General features: G+C 55.6%; 33 protein-coding genes, 1 tRNA gene and 1 pseudogene. 23 read left to right on the top strand and 12 right to left on the bottom strand.

Going from position 1 to position 24436, the window contains the following annotated elements:
* Positions 1–57 precede the first annotated feature (57 nt).
* From BFC21_RS01900 to BFC21_RS01865, 8 genes are all read right to left on the bottom strand, one after another.
* A complete protein-coding gene (locus BFC21_RS01900) occupies positions 58–603 on the bottom strand; it encodes a hypothetical protein (protein ID WP_120265576.1) in 546 nt (181 codons plus the stop codon).
* The gene (locus BFC21_RS01895) at positions 600–1202 is read right to left on the bottom strand and encodes a recombination protein NinG (RefSeq protein WP_120265575.1); all 603 of its coding nucleotides are present in this window, start codon (positions 1200–1202) and stop codon (positions 600–602) included. Before BFC21_RS01895 ends, BFC21_RS01900 begins: the two co-directional genes overlap by 4 nt.
* On the bottom strand, positions 1199–1786 hold the full coding sequence (locus tag BFC21_RS01890) for a DUF1367 family protein (protein WP_120266679.1): 588 nt from the start codon (positions 1784–1786) through the stop codon (positions 1199–1201). Before BFC21_RS01890 ends, BFC21_RS01895 begins: the two co-directional genes overlap by 4 nt.
* Entirely contained in the window at positions 1779–1994 is a 216-nt protein-coding gene (locus BFC21_RS01885; RefSeq protein ID WP_120265574.1) for a TraR/DksA C4-type zinc finger protein, read from the bottom strand. The genes BFC21_RS01890 and BFC21_RS01885 overlap by 8 nt, the downstream gene beginning before the upstream one ends.
* Positions 1984–2787 (bottom strand): hypothetical protein, encoded by an 804-nt coding sequence (locus BFC21_RS01880; protein ID WP_120265573.1) that lies wholly within the window; start codon positions 2785–2787, stop codon positions 1984–1986. The genes BFC21_RS01885 and BFC21_RS01880 overlap by 11 nt, the downstream gene beginning before the upstream one ends.
* Positions 2774–3751, bottom strand: a complete 978-nt coding sequence (locus tag BFC21_RS01875) for a phage replication protein (protein WP_120265572.1) — start codon at positions 3749–3751, stop codon at positions 2774–2776. The genes BFC21_RS01880 and BFC21_RS01875 overlap by 14 nt, the downstream gene beginning before the upstream one ends.
* Before the next feature lies 1 nt (position 3752).
* Positions 3753–4601, bottom strand: coding sequence for a BRO family protein (locus BFC21_RS01870; RefSeq protein WP_120265571.1), 849 nt, complete (start codon positions 4599–4601; stop codon positions 3753–3755).
* 130 nt (positions 4602–4731) lie between these two features.
* The gene (locus BFC21_RS01865; protein WP_120265570.1) at positions 4732–5154 is read right to left on the bottom strand and encodes a phage regulatory CII family protein; all 423 of its coding nucleotides are present in this window, start codon (positions 5152–5154) and stop codon (positions 4732–4734) included.
* Positions 5155–5397: 243 nt separating this feature from the next.
* Here BFC21_RS01865 and BFC21_RS01855 point away from each other — a divergent pair, with 243 nt between their 5' ends.
* The 15 genes from BFC21_RS01855 (at position 5398) to BFC21_RS01780 (ending at position 15356) form a co-directional block, all read left to right on the top strand.
* Positions 5398–6336 carry a S24 family peptidase gene (locus BFC21_RS01855; RefSeq protein ID WP_256557620.1) on the top strand — a complete coding sequence of 313 codons (939 nt, stop codon included), beginning with the start codon at positions 5398–5400 and terminating at the stop codon, positions 6334–6336.
* Positions 6337–6441: 105 nt separating this feature from the next.
* Positions 6442–6663, top strand: a complete 222-nt coding sequence (locus BFC21_RS01850; RefSeq protein ID WP_120265569.1) for a hypothetical protein — start codon at positions 6442–6444, stop codon at positions 6661–6663.
* A gap of 213 nt (positions 6664–6876) precedes the next feature.
* Positions 6877–7731, top strand: coding sequence for a hypothetical protein (locus BFC21_RS01845; RefSeq protein WP_120265568.1), 855 nt, complete (start codon positions 6877–6879; stop codon positions 7729–7731).
* 86 nt (positions 7732–7817) lie between these two features.
* Complete coding sequence (locus BFC21_RS01840) at positions 7818–8165, top strand: hypothetical protein (protein ID WP_120265567.1); 348 nt, start codon at positions 7818–7820, stop codon at positions 8163–8165.
* Positions 8166–8321: 156 nt separating this feature from the next.
* On the top strand, positions 8322–8555 hold the full coding sequence (locus tag BFC21_RS01835) for a hypothetical protein (protein WP_120265566.1): 234 nt from the start codon (positions 8322–8324) through the stop codon (positions 8553–8555).
* A gap of 157 nt (positions 8556–8712) precedes the next feature.
* A complete protein-coding gene (locus BFC21_RS01830) occupies positions 8713–9096 on the top strand; it encodes a hypothetical protein (protein WP_162939272.1) in 384 nt (127 codons plus the stop codon).
* Positions 9097–9777: 681 nt separating this feature from the next.
* Positions 9778–9963, top strand: coding sequence for a carbon storage regulator CsrA (csrA, locus tag BFC21_RS01820; protein WP_120265563.1), 186 nt, complete (start codon positions 9778–9780; stop codon positions 9961–9963).
* A 545-nt stretch (positions 9964–10508) separates the two neighbouring features.
* Positions 10509–10754, top strand: coding sequence for a hypothetical protein (locus BFC21_RS01815; RefSeq protein ID WP_120265562.1), 246 nt, complete (start codon positions 10509–10511; stop codon positions 10752–10754).
* A gap of 5 nt (positions 10755–10759) precedes the next feature.
* On the top strand, positions 10760–11206 hold the full coding sequence (locus BFC21_RS01810; protein WP_120265561.1) for a hypothetical protein: 447 nt from the start codon (positions 10760–10762) through the stop codon (positions 11204–11206).
* 156 nt (positions 11207–11362) lie between these two features.
* Positions 11363–12526, top strand: coding sequence for a hypothetical protein (locus BFC21_RS01805; protein ID WP_120265560.1), 1164 nt, complete (start codon positions 11363–11365; stop codon positions 12524–12526).
* A 7-nt stretch (positions 12527–12533) separates the two neighbouring features.
* Complete coding sequence (locus tag BFC21_RS01800; protein ID WP_120265559.1) at positions 12534–13499, top strand: recombinase RecT; 966 nt, start codon at positions 12534–12536, stop codon at positions 13497–13499.
* Complete coding sequence (locus BFC21_RS01795) at positions 13496–14263, top strand: lambda exonuclease family protein (RefSeq protein WP_120265558.1); 768 nt, start codon at positions 13496–13498, stop codon at positions 14261–14263. The genes BFC21_RS01800 and BFC21_RS01795 overlap by 4 nt, the downstream gene beginning before the upstream one ends.
* Positions 14260–14493, top strand: a complete 234-nt coding sequence (locus BFC21_RS01790; RefSeq protein WP_120265557.1) for a hypothetical protein — start codon at positions 14260–14262, stop codon at positions 14491–14493. Before BFC21_RS01795 ends, BFC21_RS01790 begins: the two co-directional genes overlap by 4 nt.
* Positions 14490–14948 (top strand): hypothetical protein, encoded by a 459-nt coding sequence (locus BFC21_RS01785; protein ID WP_120265556.1) that lies wholly within the window; start codon positions 14490–14492, stop codon positions 14946–14948. The genes BFC21_RS01790 and BFC21_RS01785 overlap by 4 nt, the downstream gene beginning before the upstream one ends.
* 81 nt (positions 14949–15029) lie before the next feature.
* On the top strand, positions 15030–15356 hold the full coding sequence (locus tag BFC21_RS01780; protein WP_120265555.1) for a hypothetical protein: 327 nt from the start codon (positions 15030–15032) through the stop codon (positions 15354–15356).
* A 40-nt stretch (positions 15357–15396) separates the two neighbouring features.
* On the opposite strand, the gene BFC21_RS01775 is transcribed toward BFC21_RS01780, so the two are convergent.
* On the bottom strand, positions 15397–15621 hold the full coding sequence (locus BFC21_RS01775; RefSeq protein ID WP_120265554.1) for a hypothetical protein: 225 nt from the start codon (positions 15619–15621) through the stop codon (positions 15397–15399).
* A gap of 104 nt (positions 15622–15725) precedes the next feature.
* On the opposite strand from BFC21_RS01775, the pseudogene BFC21_RS01770 reads away from it, so the two are divergent.
* Positions 15726–16288: pseudogene (locus BFC21_RS01770) on the top strand (nucleoid-associated protein); the annotation flags it as partial.
* A 4-nt stretch (positions 16289–16292) separates the two neighbouring features.
* Here BFC21_RS01770 and BFC21_RS27740 read toward each other — a convergent pair.
* Positions 16293–16844 (bottom strand): DUF2971 domain-containing protein, encoded by a 552-nt coding sequence (locus BFC21_RS27740; protein WP_371914958.1) that lies wholly within the window; start codon positions 16842–16844, stop codon positions 16293–16295.
* A gap of 170 nt (positions 16845–17014) precedes the next feature.
* Between BFC21_RS27740 and BFC21_RS01760 the strand changes: the two genes are divergently transcribed.
* The 6 genes from BFC21_RS01760 to BFC21_RS01735 all read left to right on the top strand — a co-directional run bounded on the left by BFC21_RS01760 (position 17015) and on the right by BFC21_RS01735 (position 21891).
* Positions 17015–18967, top strand: coding sequence for a DNA cytosine methyltransferase (locus tag BFC21_RS01760; protein ID WP_120265551.1), 1953 nt, complete (start codon positions 17015–17017; stop codon positions 18965–18967).
* 237 nt (positions 18968–19204) lie between these two features.
* Positions 19205–19474 (top strand): hypothetical protein, encoded by a 270-nt coding sequence (locus BFC21_RS01755; protein WP_120265550.1) that lies wholly within the window; start codon positions 19205–19207, stop codon positions 19472–19474.
* A 3-nt stretch (positions 19475–19477) separates the two neighbouring features.
* Complete coding sequence (locus BFC21_RS01750) at positions 19478–19996, top strand: hypothetical protein (RefSeq protein WP_256557619.1); 519 nt, start codon at positions 19478–19480, stop codon at positions 19994–19996.
* 270 nt (positions 19997–20266) lie between these two features.
* Entirely contained in the window at positions 20267–20473 is a 207-nt protein-coding gene (locus BFC21_RS01745) for a hypothetical protein (protein ID WP_120265549.1), read from the top strand.
* Positions 20474–20518: 45 nt separating this feature from the next.
* Positions 20519–20752 carry a hypothetical protein gene (locus tag BFC21_RS01740; RefSeq protein ID WP_120265548.1) on the top strand — a complete coding sequence of 78 codons (234 nt, stop codon included), beginning with the start codon at positions 20519–20521 and terminating at the stop codon, positions 20750–20752.
* Positions 20752–21891: a tyrosine-type recombinase/integrase gene (locus BFC21_RS01735; protein WP_120265547.1), complete on the top strand. Its 1140-nt coding sequence runs from the start codon at positions 20752–20754 to the stop codon at positions 21889–21891. Before BFC21_RS01740 ends, BFC21_RS01735 begins: the two co-directional genes overlap by 1 nt.
* A gap of 112 nt (positions 21892–22003) precedes the next feature.
* Here the strand turns inward: BFC21_RS01735 and BFC21_RS01730 are convergent.
* A tRNA-Val gene (locus tag BFC21_RS01730) sits at positions 22004–22080 on the bottom strand.
* A 184-nt stretch (positions 22081–22264) separates the two neighbouring features.
* Between BFC21_RS01730 and BFC21_RS01725 the strand changes: the two genes are divergently transcribed.
* Complete coding sequence (locus tag BFC21_RS01725; protein ID WP_088377032.1) at positions 22265–23548, top strand: FAD-binding oxidoreductase; 1284 nt, start codon at positions 22265–22267, stop codon at positions 23546–23548.
* Between the two features lie 232 nt (positions 23549–23780).
* Here BFC21_RS01725 and BFC21_RS01720 read toward each other — a convergent pair whose 3' ends face one another.
* Positions 23781–24416, bottom strand: a complete 636-nt coding sequence (locus tag BFC21_RS01720; RefSeq protein ID WP_256557618.1) for a peptidase C39 family protein — start codon at positions 24414–24416, stop codon at positions 23781–23783.
* Between the last annotated feature and the right edge of the window lie 20 nt (positions 24417–24436).

The following is a 24436-nucleotide window of genomic DNA, read 5'->3' as shown; positions in this document are numbered from 1 at the left end:
CCTACACACGCAGGAATGACAGGATGGGTAAATAATGGCTCATTGGTTCATTCGCCGTCAAGCAGCTTGTGTCTCAATGAGTCCCTCTGCATCCAACAGGACTTGGGCGGAGACCAATGCCTCATCCACCTCCCGTTCCAGTGCCTTGCGAATATCACGCCTCCACCGCTCTTGGGTTTTGATCGGATGCGGCTCATTCGACCAGTTGTCCATCTCATACCAGCCTGCAGGCAGGACGTTGGTGGACCGCTTGCCGTCCACACCTAGCAACCGAGGTAGCGCCCACGTCACAACTGCGCAGTGCAGGAACCGTTCCGGTGCCGGCGATCGCGTGACATGCGTCAATTCTGCAATGGCGGCATGTTTGCGCGCGGTATGGGTGGAGAACTTCGCCACCAGAGCCCGCCAGTGCGCCGGCGTTAGCGCCTTGTGCAGCCGACCGAATACCCAGCAGTCCTGGAGAAAAGCAGCTTCTTTACCGACGATCTCGCCCTTTTGCTTTGCACATTGCACCTTGGGCTCGAAGTCGCAGCCGCCGACGGAGTTAATTGTCTCGGCTGCGAGTGCCCGAACCACGGCTGAAACAACATTGCGATAGGTCATGCTGCTGCCCTCTTCAGTTCTCTAGTCTTTGCTCGGTAGTCAGCCTTGATGGCCTTGATCTCTTCCACGGTGTACTTGCGCGCCGGATGAGGCCCTTCGAGCCAGGCCAGCCGCTCAGCTCCAATACGCAGAACCAGCCGGATGCGGTACTCGACTGCGTTACCCGAAAGGTTGCGGTTGCACCTCACGCACTGGCGGTGGATGTTCAGCGGCTCAAAGCGCAGCTCAGGGCACGAGCCCACGGAGCGATAGTGGCCAGCATCCCACCGGCTGCCGGTGAATAGATCGTGATCGTTGGGTATGGAATCGCAGCTGATGCACGGGAGGTGGGCGTCACGCAGTCGGATAAATTCGTTTACCACGGCCTGAGCCTCGCGCAGATGATCCGCCCTACTCTTCAGCTTCTCCTTGCGAACCTTGATCTCCCGGCGCTCGATCTGAGCCAGCGACTTGCGCGCACGCTCAAGGTTCTTCGGAGCATCCAGAATCGCGCAGGCAGGGCTGCATACGGCCTGACCCAAACGCGCAGGAACAAACGAAGCCCCGCAAGCAGCAACTCGGCACTTCTTCGGTTTGGGCTGCTTGGCAGGAATGCTCATCCATAACTCCCGATCTGATCCGCAGCACTTAAGGCGTCCTGCTCCGTTTCAAAGTGCGCGGACAGCACCAGGCGCCAGCAGGCGTTAAAAACGTCGCGATAAAGCGGCTCAAATGCGAGGTCATCCATGCCGGCCCAACTGATCGACTTGGCCTCTTTGCGGATACCCTCCGGGGTATGCACCAGGTGGAAGTGGCCAGCCTCGATCGTCACCCACTCACGAAAGGCCTCCCGACTTTTATCAACCGCTGGGAAGCGCTCGGCACGGGTAGTCTCAAGGCCTGCGATATATGCAGCGACTGCATCCGACAGTTGCCCAGGCTTGCCGTTTTGCGCTTCAAAGTACTTGGCCAGCCCTTGAATACCCCGCAGCTCTTGCCTGGGCACCAGCCCGCCGACAGGCTCCCAGTACTCCCACGCCAGATCGAGCATCGAGAAGAATTTCCCGTGAAATTTGGCGTTGCGCATTTTGGTGAACTTGCCGTGAATGACTTGACCAAGCTTCCACCTCTGGGTCAGTTCGCGGTCAGCCTCAGTAGCAGGCACCAGCCCTTGTGCTGTTCGGATAAGTGCGACCTCAGCCACGGCGAACACCCCGCAATCTCAAAGCTGAATGCTCAGCAAAGGTAATACAGTCCCGAACACCTGGCACTGCAAGACGGCGTCCTTCGGATATTTCCTCACCGCACTCACATTCAAGGGCGCTCACGCCGCTGTAAACGATTCGAGCCGAAAGGGCTGACGCCAGCTCTTTTTCGATACGCTCATCTGCAAAATCGACATCATCGGCCACGGGCGGCCTCCTTGGATTGGATGGCAGCCGCTTGGCTGATCAAATGGGTTTTGCGAAGGTCAAGCTCGGCAAGAATGCGGCAGCGCTCTGCTTCACGAGCATCCGTTTTCTTTTTTCGCTTGCGGGCCAGGTCAGCGCGAATCGCATCCAGCTTGGTGCGGACCTCATCGGTCGGCTGGCAAGGTGAACCCGTGAGCAACCCTGCGATGGCATGCCCATCCTCGCTGACTGGCTCGTGTGTCAGGTCAGACAGATACAATTGGCCGCGTTCCTGGGGGATACGCTGCATCTGCACAGCCCGGGTGACGGCCTGAATGCGTCGGTCGGCATCAAAACCCACGGACACATGCCAGTTGACCGGTTTGGCGTCTTCGCGGGCCTGCCTCACAAATCGCTCGTAGGCGCTGATAAATGCCATGCGCGCACCCACCTTGTCGCCAGCATCGAGAACCGGTTTTGCCGCGGCCAGCGCCAGCTGGATTTCATCCGTCAGCACCACGGTTTCAAATTCATCGTGGGTGGTCATGGCGATGGCCCAAGCTTCATCCTTACCCGGACGGCCGTCTGCGGACTGCACCCGCTGCAGAATGTCGGCCATGGCCAGCTTGCCCTTCACCTCGAAGCGGCAGGCCTTCAGCGCGGCCTTGACCACAGGCACCGAGTACATGCAGAGATCCTCGGCCATCATTGCCGCGGTGCCCGGGTTCATTTCCTGCCCCATGGCCTCAGCAGTCGCGCAAATTGCGGCAGCGAGCCCGGCGACCTGCTGGTCGTTCATTTCAGAGGTATTCATTGCGGTTACCTGCTTGTCGCTTGGCCAGCACCATTTGTGCGGCCTGCTCCGCCGCGGAGAGGTTCGCTTCGGTGCGCTCCATCTGGCGGGCGGTGGTTCCGTTGATGCGCTGACCGGTCACCCACTGGGTGTGATAGCTCTCGGCGTTGGCCAGCAGCTCGTTGAGGCTATGGCACTTGCGCAGAACGGCGGCATCGCTGGTTTTCAGGTAGTGGGCAGCGACGTGATGGGCGACATCGGCGCCGAGGCGGCCAACCAATTGCCCCAGCTGGCCCCCAACCTTGGCGTTCCAGACTGGCCACGTCGAATAGCGTTTACGGTAAGCCATGGCGTAATTGGCCCAGGCTTTGAAGGTCTTGCAGGTCTGGTCTTTCGGGCCTGGCATGTCGACCGGGATTTCAACCCGTGGCGCTTCAGAGCGATCAACAACGAGTTTCAGACCGGATCGGTTCGGCTTGCCCGATCCGTCCGGCAAATCCTGATTACTGGTTACCTGATTGGTACCCTGATAATTGGTACCCTGATTTATCGGAGATTTATCCGACCCTGGCTCGGATTTATTTCCGACCTTGCTCGGATTTTTATCCGTGGCAGATCGGATCTTTATCCGACCTTCGATAGCATCTGAGGTCGGATATTTTTCCGACCCGTCGATTTTGCGATTCCACTCTTTGGCCTTCTCGGTAAGCCGAACCAAGGTGATGCTAGACGTGCTGGATAAATCGATAAGACCTGCATCACGCAAGGCTTTGAGAAGACGGTAAGCGGTGTCCGGTTTATCGGTGAGCAGTGGCAGCTCGTCGACGATCTTGGCCTTGCTCAGGGCAAAGTAGATCCCCGTGTCGGTTTTGATCGGATTGGCCCAGCTTGGGCATTCATAGACGAACGCAAACAGCAGGGTTTGCTGTGCATTCAGCCCCCACTCCAATGCCTTCAGCTGGTTGATTGTGATGGTGTACTGCATGTCACACCTTCCCGACCAGTGCGGCCAATTCAAGGAAGCGATCTACGTACCAGTGAGGCTGCGTTTCGCGGGGGCATTGCGGCCTGGTCAGGTTTTTACCGAACTTGAGCCCCTTGTCAGTAACGCCCCAGAACTCCACGGTTTCATGCTTTGAGTTCACGCGAGTCAGCGTTTTCAGGAAGCCGTGAGCGGCTAATGCGCGATTGAAAGCAGCTGCTGTGCTGCTGATTCCGTTCTCTTTGATCAGCGCAGTAATGGCCTTGGTTGGCATCGAGCTGCCGCCAGTGGCATCTGATGCGGCGTCCACGGCGTAGCCGGGCAGGAACTTGGCATCAAGACCGTTGTTAGCGGCAATCTGAGCCAGCATCATCATCTTGCTGGAAGGTGCCGGTTTCAGCAGGCGGTCGAAGCATTCCAGGATTGCCAGCTCCCCGACGATCTTGGAATTATTCGGGCCCTGTGCGCAGAAGCTGCCGGTCTTGCGAATGCTCGGCAGGACCTGACCCACAACCCACTCTTCGAACCTCTCAGCAGCCGGGAGCTTCGATTTCATAACTAGGCGGTACAAGTCACGCTCCGGGATGATCGTCATGAAACCACCACCCTGTTTCGGGGTAGTGGTCGCAGCCTTGCAATGGCGGGCTACAGCATTCTCTGGCTTGGAGTAGCCCAGAGCATCGGCTACGTCGCGGGCGACAAACCACGGATTGCCGAGTTTGTCGCTGATAACCCGGATTGCGGCGCCGTCGAAGTCGAACGGAATAACTGAGAAATTGCGCGCCAGGTTTTCAGATTGCGGAAAACGTGGCGCAACAATATTGGGGGGATTGATATGTGGCTGGGTTTGCATATAATCGGCCTCGCAAAGTGTTAATGAATCAGCCGACCTCGACCTTCGGCTTTTTTGTGCCTGCGTTTCGGGTCCGCTTATCTAGATAGTGCGAACCCGAAGGGCACTGATCCGCGCATGCGCGGAAAAATCAGGCAGCCCTGACCGATGCTTCCATGACGTCCAGGCCTACCCGGACATGGCTGATTTCCTTTCGGATAAGGGCCCTTTCAATGCTGCTGACGTGGTTGTCTTCAAGCGCCGCGTGCACGGCAATAGTTAGTTCAGCCACTTCTTTGCCTACGTCGGCCAAGGAGGTTGCAAGTGCTTGGGCCTTCGGTGGCGTCTTCTGGACCAGGTCAAAGCCAAACTCATCTGCCAGGGCCATCAATGGGCGCATGTCGCCGGTATGCAGCAAGATCCCGAACAAATGCTCGACAGTCAGGTGATGAGCGTCGTTATCCGGGTTTGCGCGCTGGAGCAGGCTCACATGCGCAACACCCATCTTTGCCGCCAGCGTTTTCGCCTCGTTATCCAGAACAGCGTTCTGGCAAGCCCGCAGAAAATCTTCCATTCGTAAAACCTCTGTTCTGTTTCCGTGGTGCCCTGCCAGTGGGTAGGAGAAAATTTGCTAATTGGATCGGCGGACAGGGAAATCGACTAGCTGGCAAGTTTTAGTGCCTGCCCTGGCATTGCTTCGGAAAGGAGCCACTCGGCTGTGAATTGCCAAGAAGACGCAGCAGCCAGCAGATGGGCGTAGCGGGTTTCACCTGAGTACTCAGTACGAGGTAGAGAATCAGCAGCGATCCATTTGTAGATGGCTCGCTGGCTGACCCCGCAAATTGCAGAAGCCTTAGCGACCCCTCCTACCCTGGTGATTGATTCTTTGAGAGCGCTCATGGCGTGGCCCTCCGGCCCTAAATATGAACTGTCAGTACATATTAAGTCGGAACTGAAAGTACATGCAAGCTCATGCGATATTGAACCTATGGTTCATATAGAAGATTTAAGGGCAGCCTTTGTCGCTCGCCTTAAGAAAGCCTTAGAGGCAAAAGAAATCCCGCAATGGGGGGCAGGCGCTCGTCTGGCGAAAATGGCGAATGTCACACCTAAAGCTGCCAGTAAATGGATGAACGGTGAATCCATCCCTGGAGCCGCCAAGATGCTGGCCCTTGCGAATGCTCTCGACGTGAAGGTTGAATGGTTGCAGCACGGATCGGGCCCCGGGCCTGGGGAGTCTGCCAAAGAAAACCAACAGCCCTCTCCTGCAGCACAAACAATTCCGTCACCTCAGTCATTGATGCCGTGCGATTTCACTGACGATCTTGAAGGGCAATACACCTTCATTGACCAGTACGACGCGAGAGCGGCTGCCGGCACTGGCTTTGACAACGTGCACGTCGTTCTACGCAACACTCTCGCGTTCAAAACCGAATGGTTGCGGGCTAAAGGCGTTAAAGCGAAAAACCTCAAAGTCATCTATGCCCACGGCGACAGCATGTGGCCAACGATCAATCACCACGATGTGCTGCTGGTCGATGAGTCTCGTATCGAGCCGTCAGATGGCCAGATTTTTGTGATGGGCAATCTGGAGGGCAGCATAGTGAAACGTTTGATTGCCTCCAGTGATGGCGGCTGGATCATCTCCAGTGACAACCCGGACAAGGCCAAATACCCAAACCGAGAGCTGTCAGACGAAGAAATAAACGAACACCGCATTTTGGGCCGAGTCATATGGCGCGGTGGGGATTTGTAAGACTCTGCCTTGGCCTAAGATTACCGCTATATCTAGTCTCTCGCTTTCACCCAAAACCAACCCGGTTACTATAAACTTAACAGTCCCACACAATAAGGAAGCCAAATGGCTCACGAAGTTAGCATCAACCTTCACCAAAAAATCGTGCTGAGCAAAGATGTCGAAGTCGAGGTTAAAGCTGGCGGTTCGAAGCTGGGGACCATCCTGATAAGCAAGGGAAATCTTGAATGGGTACCTGCCGGGAACAGCGTCAATAAGCACCGGCTGACTTGGAAGCAGTTCGCCACGCTAATGGAAGGTGAAGGCAAGCCCAAGAAGATAAAGTAGGTCGTCAAGACAGCTTCTCATATGCCGCCCTACAGGATCCTTCCCCCATGCCCCTCACTAGGTATAACCAATGAGCTGCGAGTCTACCTGGAAACGCCTGTCAAATGAGTATGGGTTCGAAGGCGAGACTATGGGAATGTGACCGCAATAAATTTTGCACGGATGATTTTATAGAGTCTTCCACAACCTTAATCAAGATGAGCTATCGCCGTAATGGAATACAAGAAACTTACATTTGATCTTTATAGATTTCAACTTTTGCCAATAAGCCAAAATCTGCATGATGATCTTTATATTGACAAGCTATCCATTGAAAAACTCAAAGAAAAAAAGAACGAAATTTTTGGTGACATCCTAAACAGCATAATAAAAATTAATCACAAAAGCTTTGACATCATCCAAAAAAACATACCTATTGGCGGTGACTGGATTGCGTTTAAAATAGGTGCAAAGAAGCACGTTGAGATAGGGACCACAGACCTTAAAAAATCAACTATCGATAGCTGGCCACACATCACTGTAATAGTTAATAACAATCCAGAAATTCAAACTATTGCGATTTCAAGAAACACAAAGGCTTTTTCCAGTACAGGTGTAGTGTGCAAACTTCTGCAAAGAAATCTAGAGCACTCCCTGCGCGCTCGCCAGCTGACCATGCACATCAAACCTATTTTTGATAAGAAAGATTTTTGGGATATAGTCTCACGGCACGAGCATGAAATATCGTCGGTAAAGTTTGAGCTGATCTCGCCAAACATGTCAAACATATCAAAATGCTTAACAATTGATCTAAAAACAATAAATGAAGAAACCAACTCGCACAGAACAAACGTGGAGCTAAACTCCGATCGCGGAGCTAGCCTTGAGCTAGGCGAGTCCAATCGAGTTGTATCTGGTCTTGTTGAGTATGCAGCTCAGGGCGGTGGCAACATCAGTATTAAAGTACAAGGTGTTAGGCAAAAAATACAGACCAATACAGAAATTAAAACTCTTGAGATTGATGAGTTCACAGTTGATAATCTTACGAAAGACGGACTATTTCTATTCCTCGAGAGGTTTACCCAGTGATAGATACCATCAAAACCATTTCACTAATGATCATACTGGGGGTAACTAGTAGGTTTTTATCTAGCTGGCTGGAATCTCCATACCTAATGAAATTTCTTGATGCAAATCTCATAAACCTGCAAATCACCTTACTTGCTATAAACACAGCAAGTGCTGGCATTGTTCTTAGTCGCATGCGTGAAATCATCGAAAAGAATGGCGCAAACTTCGACCTAACCATAAACGCATTTCGAAGATCAGCCATAGAGCAGGTATTATTAATTGCAGCAGCAATTGCCACTTTAACAACTCTCCACTCACTAACTCTTCAAAACTTTAGCTTGCATACCAAAACAGTTTCAGAGTGCCTACTAATTACCATATTCCTCTCAAGCATTTACAACCTCTATGATAATGCAAGAGCTATTTTTATAATTGTAAATTTTAGAAACTGAATCGACATACATTAGATCCTTCCTTTCTACCATCAACACCCCTCTAACGCCTTTCCAATAGGCAGTTTTTGTTGCTGCTATTTTCTACTTACCCCACTCAATGGTGACCCGCACCATTAATGGTACAGTTCGGACTTTATTTAGGTAAAAACTTAAATGAAAGGGGTCGGTATTTTTGCATTTGTAGCGGGCATCTGCTGGGTTGTATTCGCGCTAAGCATGGATGTATCTGTTGCCACCGGTGCCGGTGGCAGAGTCAATAATCTCGGGCTGATGGCTGACCGCCAGGTATATACGATCGGCGGCGGCATAATCGCGCTGGCCGGTCTACTGATGATGCTGGTGGGAGATAAAGGGTCGACCTCAGGCCATGCAGAGGTTTCCGAGTAAGATTCGCGGCACTACCCTCTTTGCGCCGAAACAATCAAAAATGCGGCTATCAAATGCAAGCATTGCGGGGCAATCGTTGAAGCCGTGCCCACTCCCTTGTTTGTTAATGGCTGGAGAGGCCCAGGATCAAGCGAGGCAGGCTATTGCTGAACTTGACATGCCCGTCGTTTCTATGAATGGCACTGCCATTGCCGCTGGCCCTTTCGCAACCAAGGATCAGGCGAAGCACGCTCAAGTTCTTTTGCGAGATCAGCACACTACCTACTCCGAAATAATTTACCGGGATTCTGTCTGCGGCAAATTCAAGCCTGTCAGCAATATGGCGACCACTCATTGGTGCCTGGCTTTTTCCTGCAAAAATGAGCTCGAGTGCAAGCGAGCTACCGCTACTGCCGAACACCTAATGATGCCCTCTATGCCTGCTTCTGAGGCCTTTGTCAGGATTGGTCCTTTTCTCTCCAGAACAGAGACAGGTGAAGTACTGAGGCGATTCGTTGAGAAAGGCGTACATGGCAATATCGAGGAAATGAGAAAGACCTGAGCTCTTAAAATTTGCATTTAGAAGCCCGCCCCGTGCGGGCTTTTTTACGCCCCAAATAAAAATATGTACTTTTGGTTCTTGTTTTTAGTGAACCATTAGTACATATTTGCTTTCAAGCCCAGCAACACAGGCCCAGCAGCGAAAGCCGCGCCGCTCTTTAACAACCTGATGGACGCCGAGCTGGCCGATGCATAGCCAGCGGACGTACCGCGCAACGGTACGCAGCGATTCGACCTCATGTCGGCGCTGGGCACAGGAGACCTCATTCGGAGGGCGCGCTGGAGAAGCGCGTGACTACTTGACGGCCAAAGGCCCGAAGGGAGTCGACGTGAAAGCGAACGTCGGCCTGTGCAAACGGAATTTTTCACTGATGCACCTGGGCACCCGGGTGCATTGGGAAAATCACCGGAGTATTTGAAATGCCAACGAAACGCGGCAGTGAAATCAAGGTGGGCGACCTGATTCACCTAGGCCTGGGTGAACGCACAGGGCGGGTTGTCGAGTTCAAAACTCACCCTCGCCTTGCCGAGTTAAACCCGGGAATCACCGGTCGGGTAGCAGTCACTGACCGGGGGTCGATCACAATTATCGACCAAGCGCCCATACGAATACCCGAATGACGCTTTCCCTTGCAGGCCTTCACATGAGGGCCTGACGGGAAATCAAACAAGGAGAAGGACCATGTTGATACTTACCCGCCGCGTAGGCGAAACCATCCGCATCAACGACGACATCAGCATTCAGGTACTGAGCGTGTGCGGGCAGCAAGTGAAACTCGGCATCGTCGCCCCGCTGGATGTGGCGGTTCACCGGGAAGAGATTTACCAACGTATTCAGGCGGAGCGCGAACCTAAAAGCGCGGCTTGATCCCGCAGCATCACTTCTGCCCATTCAGTGAGTGGGCAGCGGGATGCGGACGAAATCGCGGCCTATAACCGCCCACCAGCATCAAATCTCCTGACCGAGAGTGCACTCAAGTCGGGATGAACTGAAGACGGCCGTGGAACTCGGCACCGGTGACGTAACCGGCACTTCAGTGCTTAGCCCGTAAGACGTTCTCCACGAACTATATCTCGACTCCCGCATTTGCAGGCAGCTCGGATCCGGGCAACTCTTTTGCGATGCACCAAATCTGGGTCGGCATGCTCATTTATAAAGCCTATCCACTCGCTTGTTTCGTTTGCCGACTCATCCGATCGCCGAACTTCAACTCCTTCACGACCGCATGCCTGACATGAAGCTACATAGCGATATTCGTCGGTAGACATTGCTCAGCTCCTGCTCTGTACGGTTCACCGAATCTATCACCCATCCTTTTAGACCGCATTAGCAGATGCCAGGCCAGTCTCACGGCTGGGTTTGGTCACCCGTGCCTGGCATCTGGCTAATGCGGTTTACGCCTGGAGGCGACCATGAACCCAAGTAAACGCGCTTACTGTGATGTAGCGCTCGCAATAAACCAGCGTCGCAATATGTCCGTCGCGCTCCGCCTCGGGCTTGCAGGCTCCACCTCACCGAAGAACGCCCCGCGCTACCGGGTAGTGCCAGTCAGTGGCGAGTTCTTCCACATCGTCGATACCGGTACCGGCAAGGTGAAGGGCTTTCGCCGCGAGCATAACGCCGCCTGCGCCCTTGCCCGTAAACTCGAGCAGGAGTAACTACCATGACTGACTTTCTGGATACCGTAGAAGGCCCGGACTGGCTTCACGACGCCATCAACAGCCTGATCTGCGGCGATGCCATCACGGCGCCGCGCCCCTTCGGCAAACCAGTTGCCTTGGTTACACCGCAGTCACTTTACGAAGCGCTGGCCGAACACCTTGGCGCACAGGAGCACATCGCTCCGCTGCTGACTGACAACCGTGAATATCCGATCGAGCAGATGATTTGCGAAATCGTTGCCGGCGGGCGCCGCGTTCATGGCAAGGCTTACGACCTGGCCTGCTCGGCCCTGGGCACGCCAAAGGCCAAGCATCACCCGACAGCCTTGCACGATGTTGCCGAGGCACTGATTCGACCTTGGGCCAATGCTTACGGCGAAGCCCGCGCCGAAGAACTGGCAGCAGACGCTGCGGCCGATAGGTTTGAGCGTCGAGAGGATGCCGCGTGACAGCACGTCAACGACAACGCCGCTTGGCGTTCTGGCGCGGCTCAGCTCCAGTTATTGCCATCTTCACCCTCTTGATGCTGCTCGGCGCTCTGACTGATCGAATCCCCCAATAACCAACACCTCCAATCGCTGCGAGCAACGCGGCAAGGATTCCCCATGTCCGCAGATCAACAACTGGCGGTCGTACCGCCACAAGAAACCGCCCTCTCCGTCTACAGCACACCTAACGGCCTTGAACCATGGCTGCAGACCGTCCGAGCTGAAGTGGATGCGTTCAACAGAGTTCTGCCTGAACTGACCACGGCCAAAGGCCGGCAGCAGTACGCATCTATGGCTCACAAGATCGCCAAGACGAAAAACGCCCTGGACACCCTGGGCAAACAGATCTCCGCCGAGCAGAAGGAAATCCCGAAGAAAATCGACGCCGAGCGCAAGCGCGTATGGGACACCCTGGAGGCATGGCAAAAAGAGGTTCGTAAACCGCTTGATGATTGGCAGGCCACCGAAGACAAGCGTACAGCTGCCCACACGGACAGCATTCAGCGCATCAAAGACATGGTTCTCTTTGCTGAAACCCCGGCTGCTGCAGCTGTAGCGAAGATCATCGCTGATCTGGAATTGATCGCACTCGACGACAGCTGGGATGAGTTCCTTGCCAAGGCGGCTCAGGCGAAAGATCAAACCCTGGCCAAGCTGCGCAGCTTGCATACCGAGCGCGCAAGACACGAAGCCGAACAGGCCGAGCTGGTGCGTTTACGCGCCGAGGCCGAGGCGCAGGCACAACGCGATCGAGACACCCAAATCGCCCGCGAAGCCGAAGAACGAGCCACGGCCAAAGCCGCCGCCGATGCCCAGGCCGAACGTGATGCAGCAGCAAAGCGTGAGCAAGACCTGATCGACCAGGCTGCTGCACGACAGCGCGAATCGGAACAGGCAGCCCGCGAGGCTGAAGCCGCCGCCGAGCTCCAACGCCGCCAGCTACAGCTTCAGACTGAACAGGCCCAACTGGCTGCCGAGCAAGCCGAAATCAACAGGCTCGCAGCAGAACAACGCGCAGAGCAACAAAGGATCGACGCCATCCAGCGCCAGGCACAGGCCGTTGAACAGGCCAGGCAAGATGAAATCCGGCGCCAGAACGAAGCCAAAGCCGAGGAAGAGCGCCAGGCCAAAGCCCGCGAAGCTGACAAAGCCCACAAGGCAAAAATCAACCGTGCCGCTCTGGACGCTTTTATTGCCGGCGGCATGCCCGATGAATGCGCTCGACAGGCCGTCACCTTGATCGCTCAACGCAAGATTCCGGCGATAGCCATCACCTACTGAGGTCGCTATGAGCAATGATCTGGCAGTTGTCTCGCAGGACATCTATGCCTGCCGTGACGCATTTTTGGCCGTGCAGGCCGAGCCCTCCCTGAACTTCGACCGCGAAGCCAATTTCGCTATTCAGATACTGGAAGGCAACAGCTACACCCTCAAGGTCGCCTTGCAGAACCGCCAAGCGGTGATCGATGCCGTCACCAATATTGCCTCCATCGGCCTCAGCCTGAACCCCGCCAAAAAGCAGGCTTACTTCGTCCCCCGCAAAGGCAAGATCTGCCTCGATATCTCATATATGGGCCTGATGGATCTGGCCATGTCTACCGGATCAGTCCGCTGGGGCCAGGCCAAGCTCGTCTATGAAAGCGACACCTTCGAGCTCAATGGCGTTGACCAACCGCCCACCCATAAAACCAAGCCATTCGCCCCTGACAGAGGCATGGTCATCGGTGTCTATGTGGTGATCAAAACCTCAGACGGCGACTACCTGACCCACCCGATGAGCATGGCCGAGGTAATGGCGATCCGTGACCGCTCTGAAGCGTGGAAGGCCTACGTCAAGGACAACTCAAAGCTTTGCCCTTGGGTCACTGACCCGGGCGAAATGACCAAGAAAACCTGTGTAAAGCAGGCCTACAAGTATTGGCCGAAAACCGACCGACTCGAAAATGCCATTCACTACTTGAACACCGAGACGGATGAAGGGCTCAAGCAAACCCAAGTCACACCCCAAGTCGATCACGGCCTGACTCAACACTGGGTCGCTCAGGCCAATGTCGCGGCAACGCCCGAGGCGCTGACGGAGGTGTGGAAGGCAGGTGTGGCGGCAATCAACGAGGTCAAAGACATGGCCTCCTACGACGCATTCAAGGCCGCCGTAGTTGCACGGGGCACAGAACTGAAAGCAGCGTCGGTTGACGCCGAGCCTCAACCCGCGGCCGATGAAGAAGAAATCGAATTTGCAGAGGTGAACCCATGATCATCGTCAATTGCACTCAGGGCTCCGAAGCCTGGCACCAAGAACGCGCTGGGGTCATCACGGCCAGCATGTTCAGCACCGCCCGCTCCAAAGTGAACGGCCTGACCTCTCAGCAACAGAAATACGTCACCGCCATTCTGGAGGGACGCAGCGAAAGCGCTGCACGCGATATTGCCGGTTACAAGGCAGGCCCAAAGGCAGAAGTCGTTCAGCGCGCCCTTGATGGTGAGACCGTTGGCGAGCCGTCATCAGCAGCCCTCAACTACGCCTTCCAATTGGCAGTAGAGCGCATCGGCGGCAAGCCGCTGGATAACGGCTTCGAAACCTGGCAGATGCGCCGGGGCCATGACCTTGAGCCTGAAGCGCGGATGGAGCATGAAATCCAGACAGGTCTCATCGTCACCCAAGTCGGGCTGGTTAAAACTGACGACCACGCATTTGGCGCCAGCGCAGACGGTTTCATCGGTGAGGATGGTGGCTCGGAGTACAAGTGCTTTCTGGCCCCTGAAAAGCTGCGCGCCTACCACATCGACAATGACGCCAGCGAAATCCTTGACCAGGTGATGGGCTGCATGTGGATCACCGGCCGCAAGTGGTGGCATATCGGGATGTATTGCCCGCTGCTCAAGCCTGTCGGCCGCCAGCTCTGGTTGCAGGAGTTCAAGCGCGACGACGACTACATCGAAAAGCTCGAATCCGACCTCTGGAGTTTCAAAATACTGGTCGATAGCTACGAGCAAAAACTGCGGAGCAAAGCAGCATGATCGATAACCAGATCCTTGCAAGCGCCGAGAGGCAAGCCCAACTGGAGGCCGCAAAAGCGGCCTTCTTCAATTCTGGCGGGCAGATAACCCGTGCGGGTGGGTGCGCGCTCAAGCCATTGCCGCCCGCCCGCTCCGTCAAAATAGACCCAGACACCATCCTCAAACGCCGCCGAAAATCTCCAACCCCTGCCGAGCGCCAGACACTGCGGCGGCTTGCGGAGGCCTTATGAGCAAACGAAAGCCGCACAATTTACGGGTTCGGCTTGAACGCTCGTGCCGCGCACTTCTGAGTTCGAATCACGTTGCGGTTGTGAACATCGACCCCAGCGGCCGCCAGGGCCTCATCAACTGGGTGAACTGTAAGAACATCACGGGCCGCAAAATTGTAGATGCCATCTGCGACATCCCGCATCGCTGGACGGTTTACCTCAGCGCCCTTTGTACTGAACGTCCTGGCTCCCGGTACACGAAGTCAGTCGAAATCGCCCCTCAAGGTGTTTACCTGGCCGAGCATCTGACCGATGTCATTGAGGCAACTTACAAAGCGCTGCTGGCTGAGTGCAATCCGAACCATGTCGTCGCATCAGGCTGGATCGCCATCCCTGCCGTGGTGTCGCTGGATGAAGCGCAGGCTGCTCACATCTTCGATGCTGTGGGTGCCTGGGATCAGCGGGAAGCAGCATGAGGCGGATCAGCGCGAAGGTGCGCCAGCGCAAACGTCAGACTTGGCTGGATCTTTCAGCCAGAGGAATTGAAGAGGTAGGCCATGGCGAAAACACCGCAGGAGCGCTCGGCAAAAACTGCCAAGAAGCGCGTGGCGAATGCCGAAGAGGAATTGAGGCTAAGGGTTCGTCCCGGCACCCGCCAGGCCCTGGCTGACCTGATGGAGTGGTCAAGCATTACTAAGCAGGGCGAGGCGATGACGCTGATGATTCATCACCTGTATGCAATGGGCTCAGCGAAGTGCCAGCCGCTGCTGAATCCTCCGCGCCACGTTTTCAAACCTACGGAAATTGTGGCGCGGGAATTCCGCAATAAAAGCCTGCTCGCTATCCAAAAAGACCCGGGCGACGAGATAATCGAACCTGGATAACCCATCCTACTCGCTGGATCCGGTAACCGGAGGTACACGATTACTTGTGAGCGGCTTCAATCATTTTGATTGCATCGTTGCGCACATCAGATATCGCTTGGTCGCGGTCCTTCCAGATTTTATCGGCGTACTTTCGCTCGGGCAGCCCGTCAACCTCAAGAATTGCCGTGAATCCGTTCTCATATGATTTGAAGCGGATCATAAATACGACCCCCTTATGAGCATCTCTGAAATTTGAATGCGGCAGCGCACTTAGTTGAAGCATTGATCTCTCCCTATCCGGCTCCATGCCGGTCACCGGTAATACCCCAACCAAAATCAAATTGCCACCACCGGTCACGGAGGGCGGCGCTATCCCGAGGTAAACCCATGCCCATCCGCCACAGCATCATCCATCAGATCGACAAGAAGCCAGACGGCACTCAAGCCGTGCTGCACGTCAGCAAAACCGAGCTGGCCGAATCTCAGGCCACCGAAAACCTGCTGCACGACCTGAATGTCGCCTACAACTCCAAGACCGGCAAGGCCTGGGGTTTCTTCCACGCCCAGTCCGGCGCCTTCCCTTTCAGCGGCTGGTTGCAGGCCTATATCGAAGGCGGCGAATTTATCGAATTCAGCCACACCGCTGTCGAGCACCTGCAAAAGCTCATGGAGGAATCAAACCTGAGTGTTGGCGGACATGTGCTGCTGGCCCACTATCAGCAAGGTCTGACCGACTACCTAATGGTTGCCCTGCTCCAGCACAGTGAAGGGGTTACCGTTAGTGCTGACCTAAGCGTAACTCCTTCCAAGCATCTGGACTTCGGCAACATAACCTTGGCAGCACAGATCAATATCTCGGAATGGCGCAGCAACCCTAAGTCGCGGCAGTACATTTCATACCTGAAAGGCTCGAGGGCCGCAAAGCAACTGATTACTTGTGCGACTTCATCGAGATCACTCCCAAAGCTTACTATTTCTATTCCGGACAAGCTTAAACGTCTTGAAGGCGGGTCGAACTTTGAAAACTTCGACGTCCTCACAGCCCCCACCAAGAGCATCATGCACCTGACTGCGAGAGAACTTTGACTCACACCCTACTATCACTTGCCTAAGCTTTAATCTCTCATCCATTGGATGAAAATGAAAATCACCCTCTGAAGGAAAATTATCAAGCATGAGCATAACCCTGACTTCTTCTTCATAAGACCAGTGTGAAAACTTAGTTCTCCATAAAGCCATGAGAAGCCTTTGCATGTCCATTTCGCCTTGCTCTACGAAAGTATGCAAGCTTAACCGCTCCAGCACATACTCAACTGGAGAGCATAGCGAAGTTTGAACATCAAAACCAAGGCAAACTCCCTTGTGTTGCTCCGCATAATGCGCCCATTGAACCGGATTCTTGTATGAGCGACTAAGGCATATTAGGCCCAGACGCTCCGCATAAAACTCTTTTAGTTTTTGGAATCCGCGCCTTAACTCCTTATTAGCAAAATCTATACCAGCCATTTCAAAAGGGTCATTCAACTGCATTAGTCTAGATATTTTAAGACGTCTCATTTTCACATTCTCAAGACCAAATTTCACTCCTGAAAAATTGTATAGCCGAATTGTGTTTTGCACTTCCATTTGCCCCTCCACTCAAATTTTAAGTCTCAATATACCGACGAGGACACCCTATGTCCGCAAAACAAAAGAAACACCCTTTCGATTTCAAAACCCAATACGGCCTTGGCTTCAACCAGCAGGACGATGAGATCGTCGTGGACTTTTTCTGCGGTGGTGGCGGAGCTGGTACCGGGCTGGAAATGGGCCTTGGCCGGGCGGTGACAGTCGCCAAAAACCACAGCCCTGCAGCGATCAGCATGCACGCGGTCAACCACCCGCATGCGAAGCACTTCACCACTGATGTGTTTGAGGGCGACCCTGACACTGAATGCAGTGGACGGGCCGTAGGCTGGTTCCATATGTCGCCAGACTGCACCCACCACAGCCAGGCAGCCGGTGGGCAGCCCCGCAAGCGCGAAATTCGTAACCTGTCGTGGATTGGCCTCAAGTGGGCAGGCATGAAACAACCCCGAGTGATCAGCCTTGAGAACGTGAAGCAGATCCTGCAATGGGGGCCGCTGGTGGCCAAGCGCTGCAAATCAACCGGGCGCGTCATCAAGCTGGGTGGCGGGACTGCTGAGCCAGGTGAAGTGGTGCCGGTCAGCGAGCAATTTCTGGTACCCGACCCGAAACGTCGCGGCCAGACCTGGGCGGTGTTTGTCGCCGAGCTGCAGCGCCTGGGCTATGCAGTCGAATGGCGGGTGATCAAGGCTTGCGACTTTGGGGCCCCTACCAGCAGGGAACGCCTGTTTATGATTGCCCGTTGTGATGGCCAGCCCATCGTGTGGCCCGAACCAACCCACGCCAAAAACCCCGTTAAGGGCCAGCAGAAATGGCGCACCGCCGCCGAATGCATTGACTGGTCGATCCCAAGCAAAAGCATCTTTGGCCGTAAAAAGGATCTGGCCCCGGCCACTCTGCGCCGTGTTGCCAAGGGTATGCACAAGTTCGTGCTCGAGGCCGCCAACCCTTTTATCGTGCCGATCGCGAACTGGTCCGGGGAAAGCGTGCAGTCTGCCGACGAGCCCCTGCGCACCGTGACCTCCTATCCCAAGGGCGGCGCATTCTCGATAGTCAGCCCAACACTCGTTCAAACCGGTTACGGGGAGAGAGCTGGCCAATCACCGCGAGTACCTGGACTGGACCAGCCTTTGGGTACAGTCGTCGCAGGCGGGGCTAAGCATGCACTCGCATCGGCATGCATAGTCCAGGCTGGGCACGGAGAAGGATCTGGCAAAAGCAAACGCCGTAGTCACGGGGCGAACGATATCTGCGGCCCGTTAGTCACGGTTACAGCTAGCAGCGGCGGTCAGTCCATCGCTACTGTATTCATGGCCCAGATGAATGGCGGCTTCAACACAACAGCCGCGAAAAGCATCACCGACCCGATGACCACCGTGACCAACACCGGTAGCCAGCAACAACTGGTCACCGCAAATCTGGTGCACTTGCGCGGCAACTGCGATGCCAGGAACGTGAACGATCCGCTGCACACCATCAGTGCAGGCGGCACCCATCACGGGCTGATGACGGCATTCCTTGAGCGTCAGTTCGGGGCAAGTGTTGGCCAGGGCCTGAACAAACCGGCACCCACCATCACAGCTGGCGGTGGCGGCAAGAGTTCGCTGGTTGAGCTGCAGCTCTCACCAGAGGTTGAAGCCGGTGCGCTGCGGGTCGCGGCCTTTCTGATCAGCTATTACGGCACCGAGAATGTGAGCGGCGCCAATGAGCCAGCACCGACTATCACCACCCGCGACCGCCTGGCACTGGTCACCGTGACCATCAAAGGCACGCCGTATGTGATCGTCGATATCTGCCTGCGGATGTTGCAGCCGGCCGAGCTGTACAAGGCCCAGGGCTTCCCGGGCGACTACATCATCAGCCACGGCGCCGACGGCAAGCCCTTCACCAAAACACGGCAGGTGCATATGTGCGGCAATAGTGTCAGCCCGCCGCCGATGGCTGCACTGGCCAGAGCAAACGACCCATGGCGTGTAGTAGCGACTCATTCCGAAGCCGCATGATTCAAAGCTACGGTATTACCGCAAGCCATTCAGCAAGACGCAATAGCAGCTGACTGAATAGTTCGATCAGGATTTGATAGGCCAGCTCAGCGATAAGTTGTTTCATGTGGAACCCATATTTTCGGCTAATAGGCTCCACTGTGCGGCATGCGTACAAAGCCGTAGTGTGATCCCACTAACTTTCTCAACCTCATCCCTCAATTCAAAGTCAGCCGCTTGAGCGGCAAGGACGAAGTCATGCCTGAAGAAACATTTTTGAAGTGCTACCAAGTCGGCGATTTGGATTATGTCGCCGCAACCAACGAAGACGAAGCCCGCAAAGTTTTGGCTGAAATGAACGGTGACGACCTGTCGATCTACGTGGACTGGGACGTTGAACTGGTAAATGAAGCGAAGCTCGATAAGCAGTGGGTCGACGAAGACCCACCGCACGCCCAGTGCGGCTGTCTGCGTCAGTGGCTGGCAGAAGTAACTGAGCCCACCTATCTGATGGGCACGGAGGGTTAAACCATGCTCAAAGATAAGGGAATTATCATGTACGACGCACCAGAAGCGGCCAGCCTACAAACCGTGACCGGCTGGATGACTGCTGATGGCCGATTCTTCGGTCAGGACGAACATCTAGCCCGGTTCTGCGGCGCCACGCATCGCCGCTGCGAGAACAACCCTGATCATCAAGTGCACGAGATTCGCGGCTATTGCGCTCAGTGCTACTCCGAGAAAAGGGCGAAGGTCTTCGCAGCAATGCCCACCAAGGACTGGGCCGGCGAGCCCCTGGTGAATTTCGAAGGTGCTCTCTATTTCTTCGACACCGACAGCCTGCGCGACTATCTGGTCGACAGCGATGTAGGCCTGGCTGACCTGCGGCTGTGCATCTGCGAACCAAACATGGCGCAAGAACTCGACCCCAACGATATCTTCTGCGATGACCTGTCCGAAGACGGAGAGATCCACGACGACCAGCTGTTGGCCGCATTCGACCTGTTAAACGAAGTGATCCGCAAAGCTGAACCGCTGTCGTGGTCGTAAGGTAAGTTCGCCGTGGTGCTGCCCCAGGCATTCATCGACGAGATAGAAGCTGCGAGGGGGACGCCATAACCCACCACCCAAAAGGCGGCATGTGCTGCGCATGCAAGCACGCCCTACGCGACTGCAGTGCCCTTCCCTTCAAATCTATGCCCCCGATTCAGCGCGACACCGGCACGGTCATCGTGCGCTGCACCGACTTCAAGCGGCAGCAGTAAACCCACCACCTACCACTTAACCAGCCTGCCGGCAATCGGCGGGGAGGATTCCTCTATGCCTTCAATCAGCACTGGGCGACTTTGCCTGTATCTGCTGCTTTCCACTCTGTACCTGATTTTCAGCGTTGCATGGTTCTTTCTGGCTATCCCGCAGTTAGTCAGCAGTGGCACGGACGTCGATCTGTTCGGAGCTTTTGCAGGAACCGCTGTTTGGGCTGTTACCGGCGCAAGCATGATCATTTGCGTGACTCGCAAGGCGTAGACCTCCTAATTTTTTCAGCACCCCACTCGGGGAAAGGAATCAGACATGGCTAAAGTCATTGCTCAGATCACTGCTCGCCTCCCTCGTTTGATGGAGGTCAGCGAGTACCGAAAATTACGTTACGCCGGCGGCAAGCCCAGCGTGCAACAACTAAAGAAATGGATAGAGGACGGCGAAGTGGTGGGAGAGGTAAAAGGCGGGATGTATTTCGTCGATCTACAAGCCGCTGTCATTGGTTCAACTGACCCGCTTCTGGCGAAGATGATGGAGGTGGGCTGATGGCTCCCCCGCGCGCGAGGACCGCGAAGAATCGCGATCTGCCTGCCAATCTGTACCCCAACGGCAAGTACTGGCAGTACAAGAACCCGGTGACCGGCAAGAAGGTAAGCATCAACAAGCCGATGAATGAGGCAATCCGCCTGGCCAAGGCCGCCAACGCCAAGCTGCTGCCTCTACTGACCGATGACGGGGCCTTGCTGGCCCTGCTCACCGGCGACACCGCCTCGCGCTTTGACAACCTGCTGGAGCGTTTTGAGAAGGAGTGGGTAACCACTCGCGGCTATGCCGATCGCACCCTGCGGGAAATCCAGTTCAAGCTCGCCCGTTATCGCGAGGACATGGGCGGGCTGCTGATGGGCCAGCTGGATGTGCTGACGATTGCCGAGTACCTGGACGGTTTTGAGAACAACGCTTACACCAAGCACCGCGGGCTGCTGGTGCAGATTTTTGCCTTCGCGGTGGCTAAGGGGCTGTGCGATCGCAACTCGGCTGAGCTGACGCTGGTGAAGAAAGAGGCCGAGAAAAAGCGGCAGCGCCATACGGTGGAGGGGCTGAATACGATTCTGAACTACTGCGGCACCCTGCCCTGGCTCAAACGTGCCATACGCTTGGGGCTTCTGAGCTTGCAGCGGCGTGAGGATATTGTGACGTGGCCGAAGACGGCGGTGGATATCGAGCAGAACACCATCAAGGTATCGCCCGGAAAGACGCAGAACTATGGCACGCCCATTCACCTGGAGATTGTCATGGGCCAGGCCCTACGCGAGGTGGTGCTGGAGTGCATCAGGTCGCCGGTGGTGTGTCCGTACTTGATTCACTACATCCCCAAGGCGCGCAGGCGCAAGCAGCTCGATAACAAGCTGCACTGGAACGCGGTGACGCCGGACTATTTGACCAAGGCTTTTAGCCAGGCGCGGGACGACTCAAAGGCCTATGACCACATTCCGCCGAATGAGCGGCCAACCTTTCATGAGATTCGTGCGCTGGGTGCCTGGCTATATGAGCAACAGGGATTTGCTCAGGATTACATTCAGGCCTTGATGGGACATGCAGATGTGAAAATGACTGAGCATTATCAGTCCGGACATGGGCCGGAGGCGGTGATTTATCACAAGGTCAAAGCCGACCTGAAACTGTAGCGCGGTGGTGGTTTGCCCAATGATTGCCCAAAGTTTTCCCAAACGAGAACAACAAAAAAGGGCCCACCTTTCGGTGAGCCCTTCTAGACCGCCCAGCAGAGCGGATTTTGTTTGGTAGGCGCGATTGGACTCGAACCAACGACCCCCACCATGTCAAGGTGGTGCTCTAACCAACTGAGCTACGTGCCTGCTGTGGGGTCGCATTCTATAGATTTGCGGAGGGGTGTCAACACCTTTTTTGCAGCTAACCCTATGAATAGTCGAATTTTTTATTTTTAACCCGAAAACACTCACCCTCCGGTGGCTGGCGGGCCGTTTTCAACTCAGGTAGCATCGGCCTCACTCGTAAAAAATATAAAACAGAGGCTGCAGAATGTCGAACACTCCATACCCCCAGTCCTACTATGCAGCTTCCGCTAATCCCGCACCCGAGCGCCCCGCCCTGCAGGGCGAGGTGGAAACGGACGTGTGCGTTATCGGCGCCGGCTATACCGGGCTGTCGAGTGCGCTGTTCCTGCTGGAGGCCGGTTTCAAGGTCACTGTTCTGGAAGCCGCGAAGGTGGGGTTCGGCGCTTCGGGCCGCAACGGCGGGCAGATCGTTAACAGTTATAGCCGCGATATCGATGTGATCGAACGCACTGTCGGCGCCAAGCAGGCTCAGTTGCTGGGGCAAATGGCCTTTGAAGGCGGCAAGATCATTCGTGAGCGTGTGGCCAAGTATCAGATCCAGTGTGATTTGAAAGACGGCGGTGTATTCGCTGCCATCACCGCTAAGCAGATGGGCCATCTGGAGGCCCAGAAGAAGCTCTGGGAACGCTATGGCAACACGTCGCTGGAGCTGCTGGATCAGCGCCGGATCCGTGAGGTGGTTGCCTGTGACCAGTATCAGGGCGGCCTGCTGGACATGAGCGGCGGGCATATTCACCCGCTCAATCTGGCGCTGGGTGAGGCCGCGGCTGTCGAGTCCCTGGGCGGCACCATTTATGAGCAGTCGCCGGCTATGCGCATTGAGCGCGGCGCCAACCCTGTGGTGCATACACCCCAGGGCAAGGTGCGGGCCAAGTTCATTATCGTCGCAGGCAATGCCTACCTGGGCAATCTGGTGCCGGAGCTGGCGTCCAAGTCCATGCCGTGCGGTACCCAGGTGATTACCACCGAGCCTCTGGGTGATGAGTTGGCCAACACCCTGTTGCCACAGGACTATTGCGTCGAGGACTGTAACTATTTACTCGACTACTATCGCCTGTCGGGTGACAAGCGCCTGATTTTCGGTGGTGGCGTAGTGTATGGCGCGCGGGATCCGGCCAATATCGAAGCGATTATCCGGCCGAAAATGCTCAAGGCTTTCCCGCAGCTCAAGGATGTGAAAATTGACTACGCATGGACGGGCAATTTCCTGCTGACGCTGTCACGTCTGCCCCAGGTCGGCCGTATTGGTGACAACATCTATTATTCGCAAGGTTGCAGCGGGCATGGCGTGACCTATACCCATCTGGCTGGCAAGGTGCTGGCTGAAGCCCTGCGCGGGCAGGCTGAGCGTTTTGATGCGTTTGCCGACTTGCCCCACTACCCTTTCCCCGGCGGGCAACTATTGCGAACACCGCTGACTGCTTTGGGTGCCTGGTACTACAGCCTGCGAGACAAGTTCGGTTTTTGATTGTTTGTGCTAGCGGCGCAATGCCTGTGGGAGCCGGGCTTGCCCGCGATGGCCGCGCCGCGGTATGCCTGATTGACCGCATCGTCTGAATCGCGGGCAAGCCCGCTCCCACAAGATCGGCGTAATTTCTGTGGGAGCCGGGCTTGCCCGCGATGGCCGCGCCGCGGTATGTCTGATTGACCGTATCGCCTCAATCGCGGGCAAGCCCGCTCCCACAGGGTGATACCAACATTTACTTTTGGGATTCCAGAGTCTTGATCGCCGTAGCTGCGGCCTGCTCCTGACCTGAACGTGACAGATCACTGGCAATTTTCAGCCAGCGACCCTTGTCCACACTGGCCGGCAACTGGGTGGGCGACAGGATCAGCACCGCCCAGCCGCCAGCATCCTTCCACGCCGACTCGAACGTGTTGAAGTCCATCAACCGCCGACGCTCCATACCTGAGCGCAGCAACACCGTGCCTTTGGCGCGGTTGTAACCCACCAGCATGGCGTAGCGCGGCTCGGACCACAGTGTGCCGTCGCTAAATCTCAGCATCACCGGGTAGCCCGCCGCCACCTGGGTCAGCAGCGCAGCAAGGGATTTGTCCAGCGGGTACACCATCAGCCCGTATCCCGCCGCTAGCTGCTCGATATTACCTTGCAACGAGGCTTCGCCCCCCGGCAACCCCAGCGGCTTGACCAAAAGCCCCGGGGTGATGCGCACTTTTTGCTCACCCAGCATACCCGCCAAGGTTTGCGGTGCCCCCTGGTTGGCATTGCCGCGGAAAAACGGCACGCCGTTGAGCTCTACCCGTTCTGGCAAGCGTCGTAACTCGGGGGATTCGACACTGGCGCAGCCCACCATCACCAACGCAAACAACCCCATTAACCACAGCCGCGCCGATC

This window comes from Pseudomonas sp. TMW 2.1634, assembly GCF_001703595.1.
GTDB lineage: Bacteria > Pseudomonadota > Gammaproteobacteria > Pseudomonadales > Pseudomonadaceae > Aquipseudomonas > Aquipseudomonas fragi.
The sequence above is the reverse complement of the archived record's forward strand: the minus strand, read 5'-3'. Positions and strand labels throughout refer to the sequence as shown.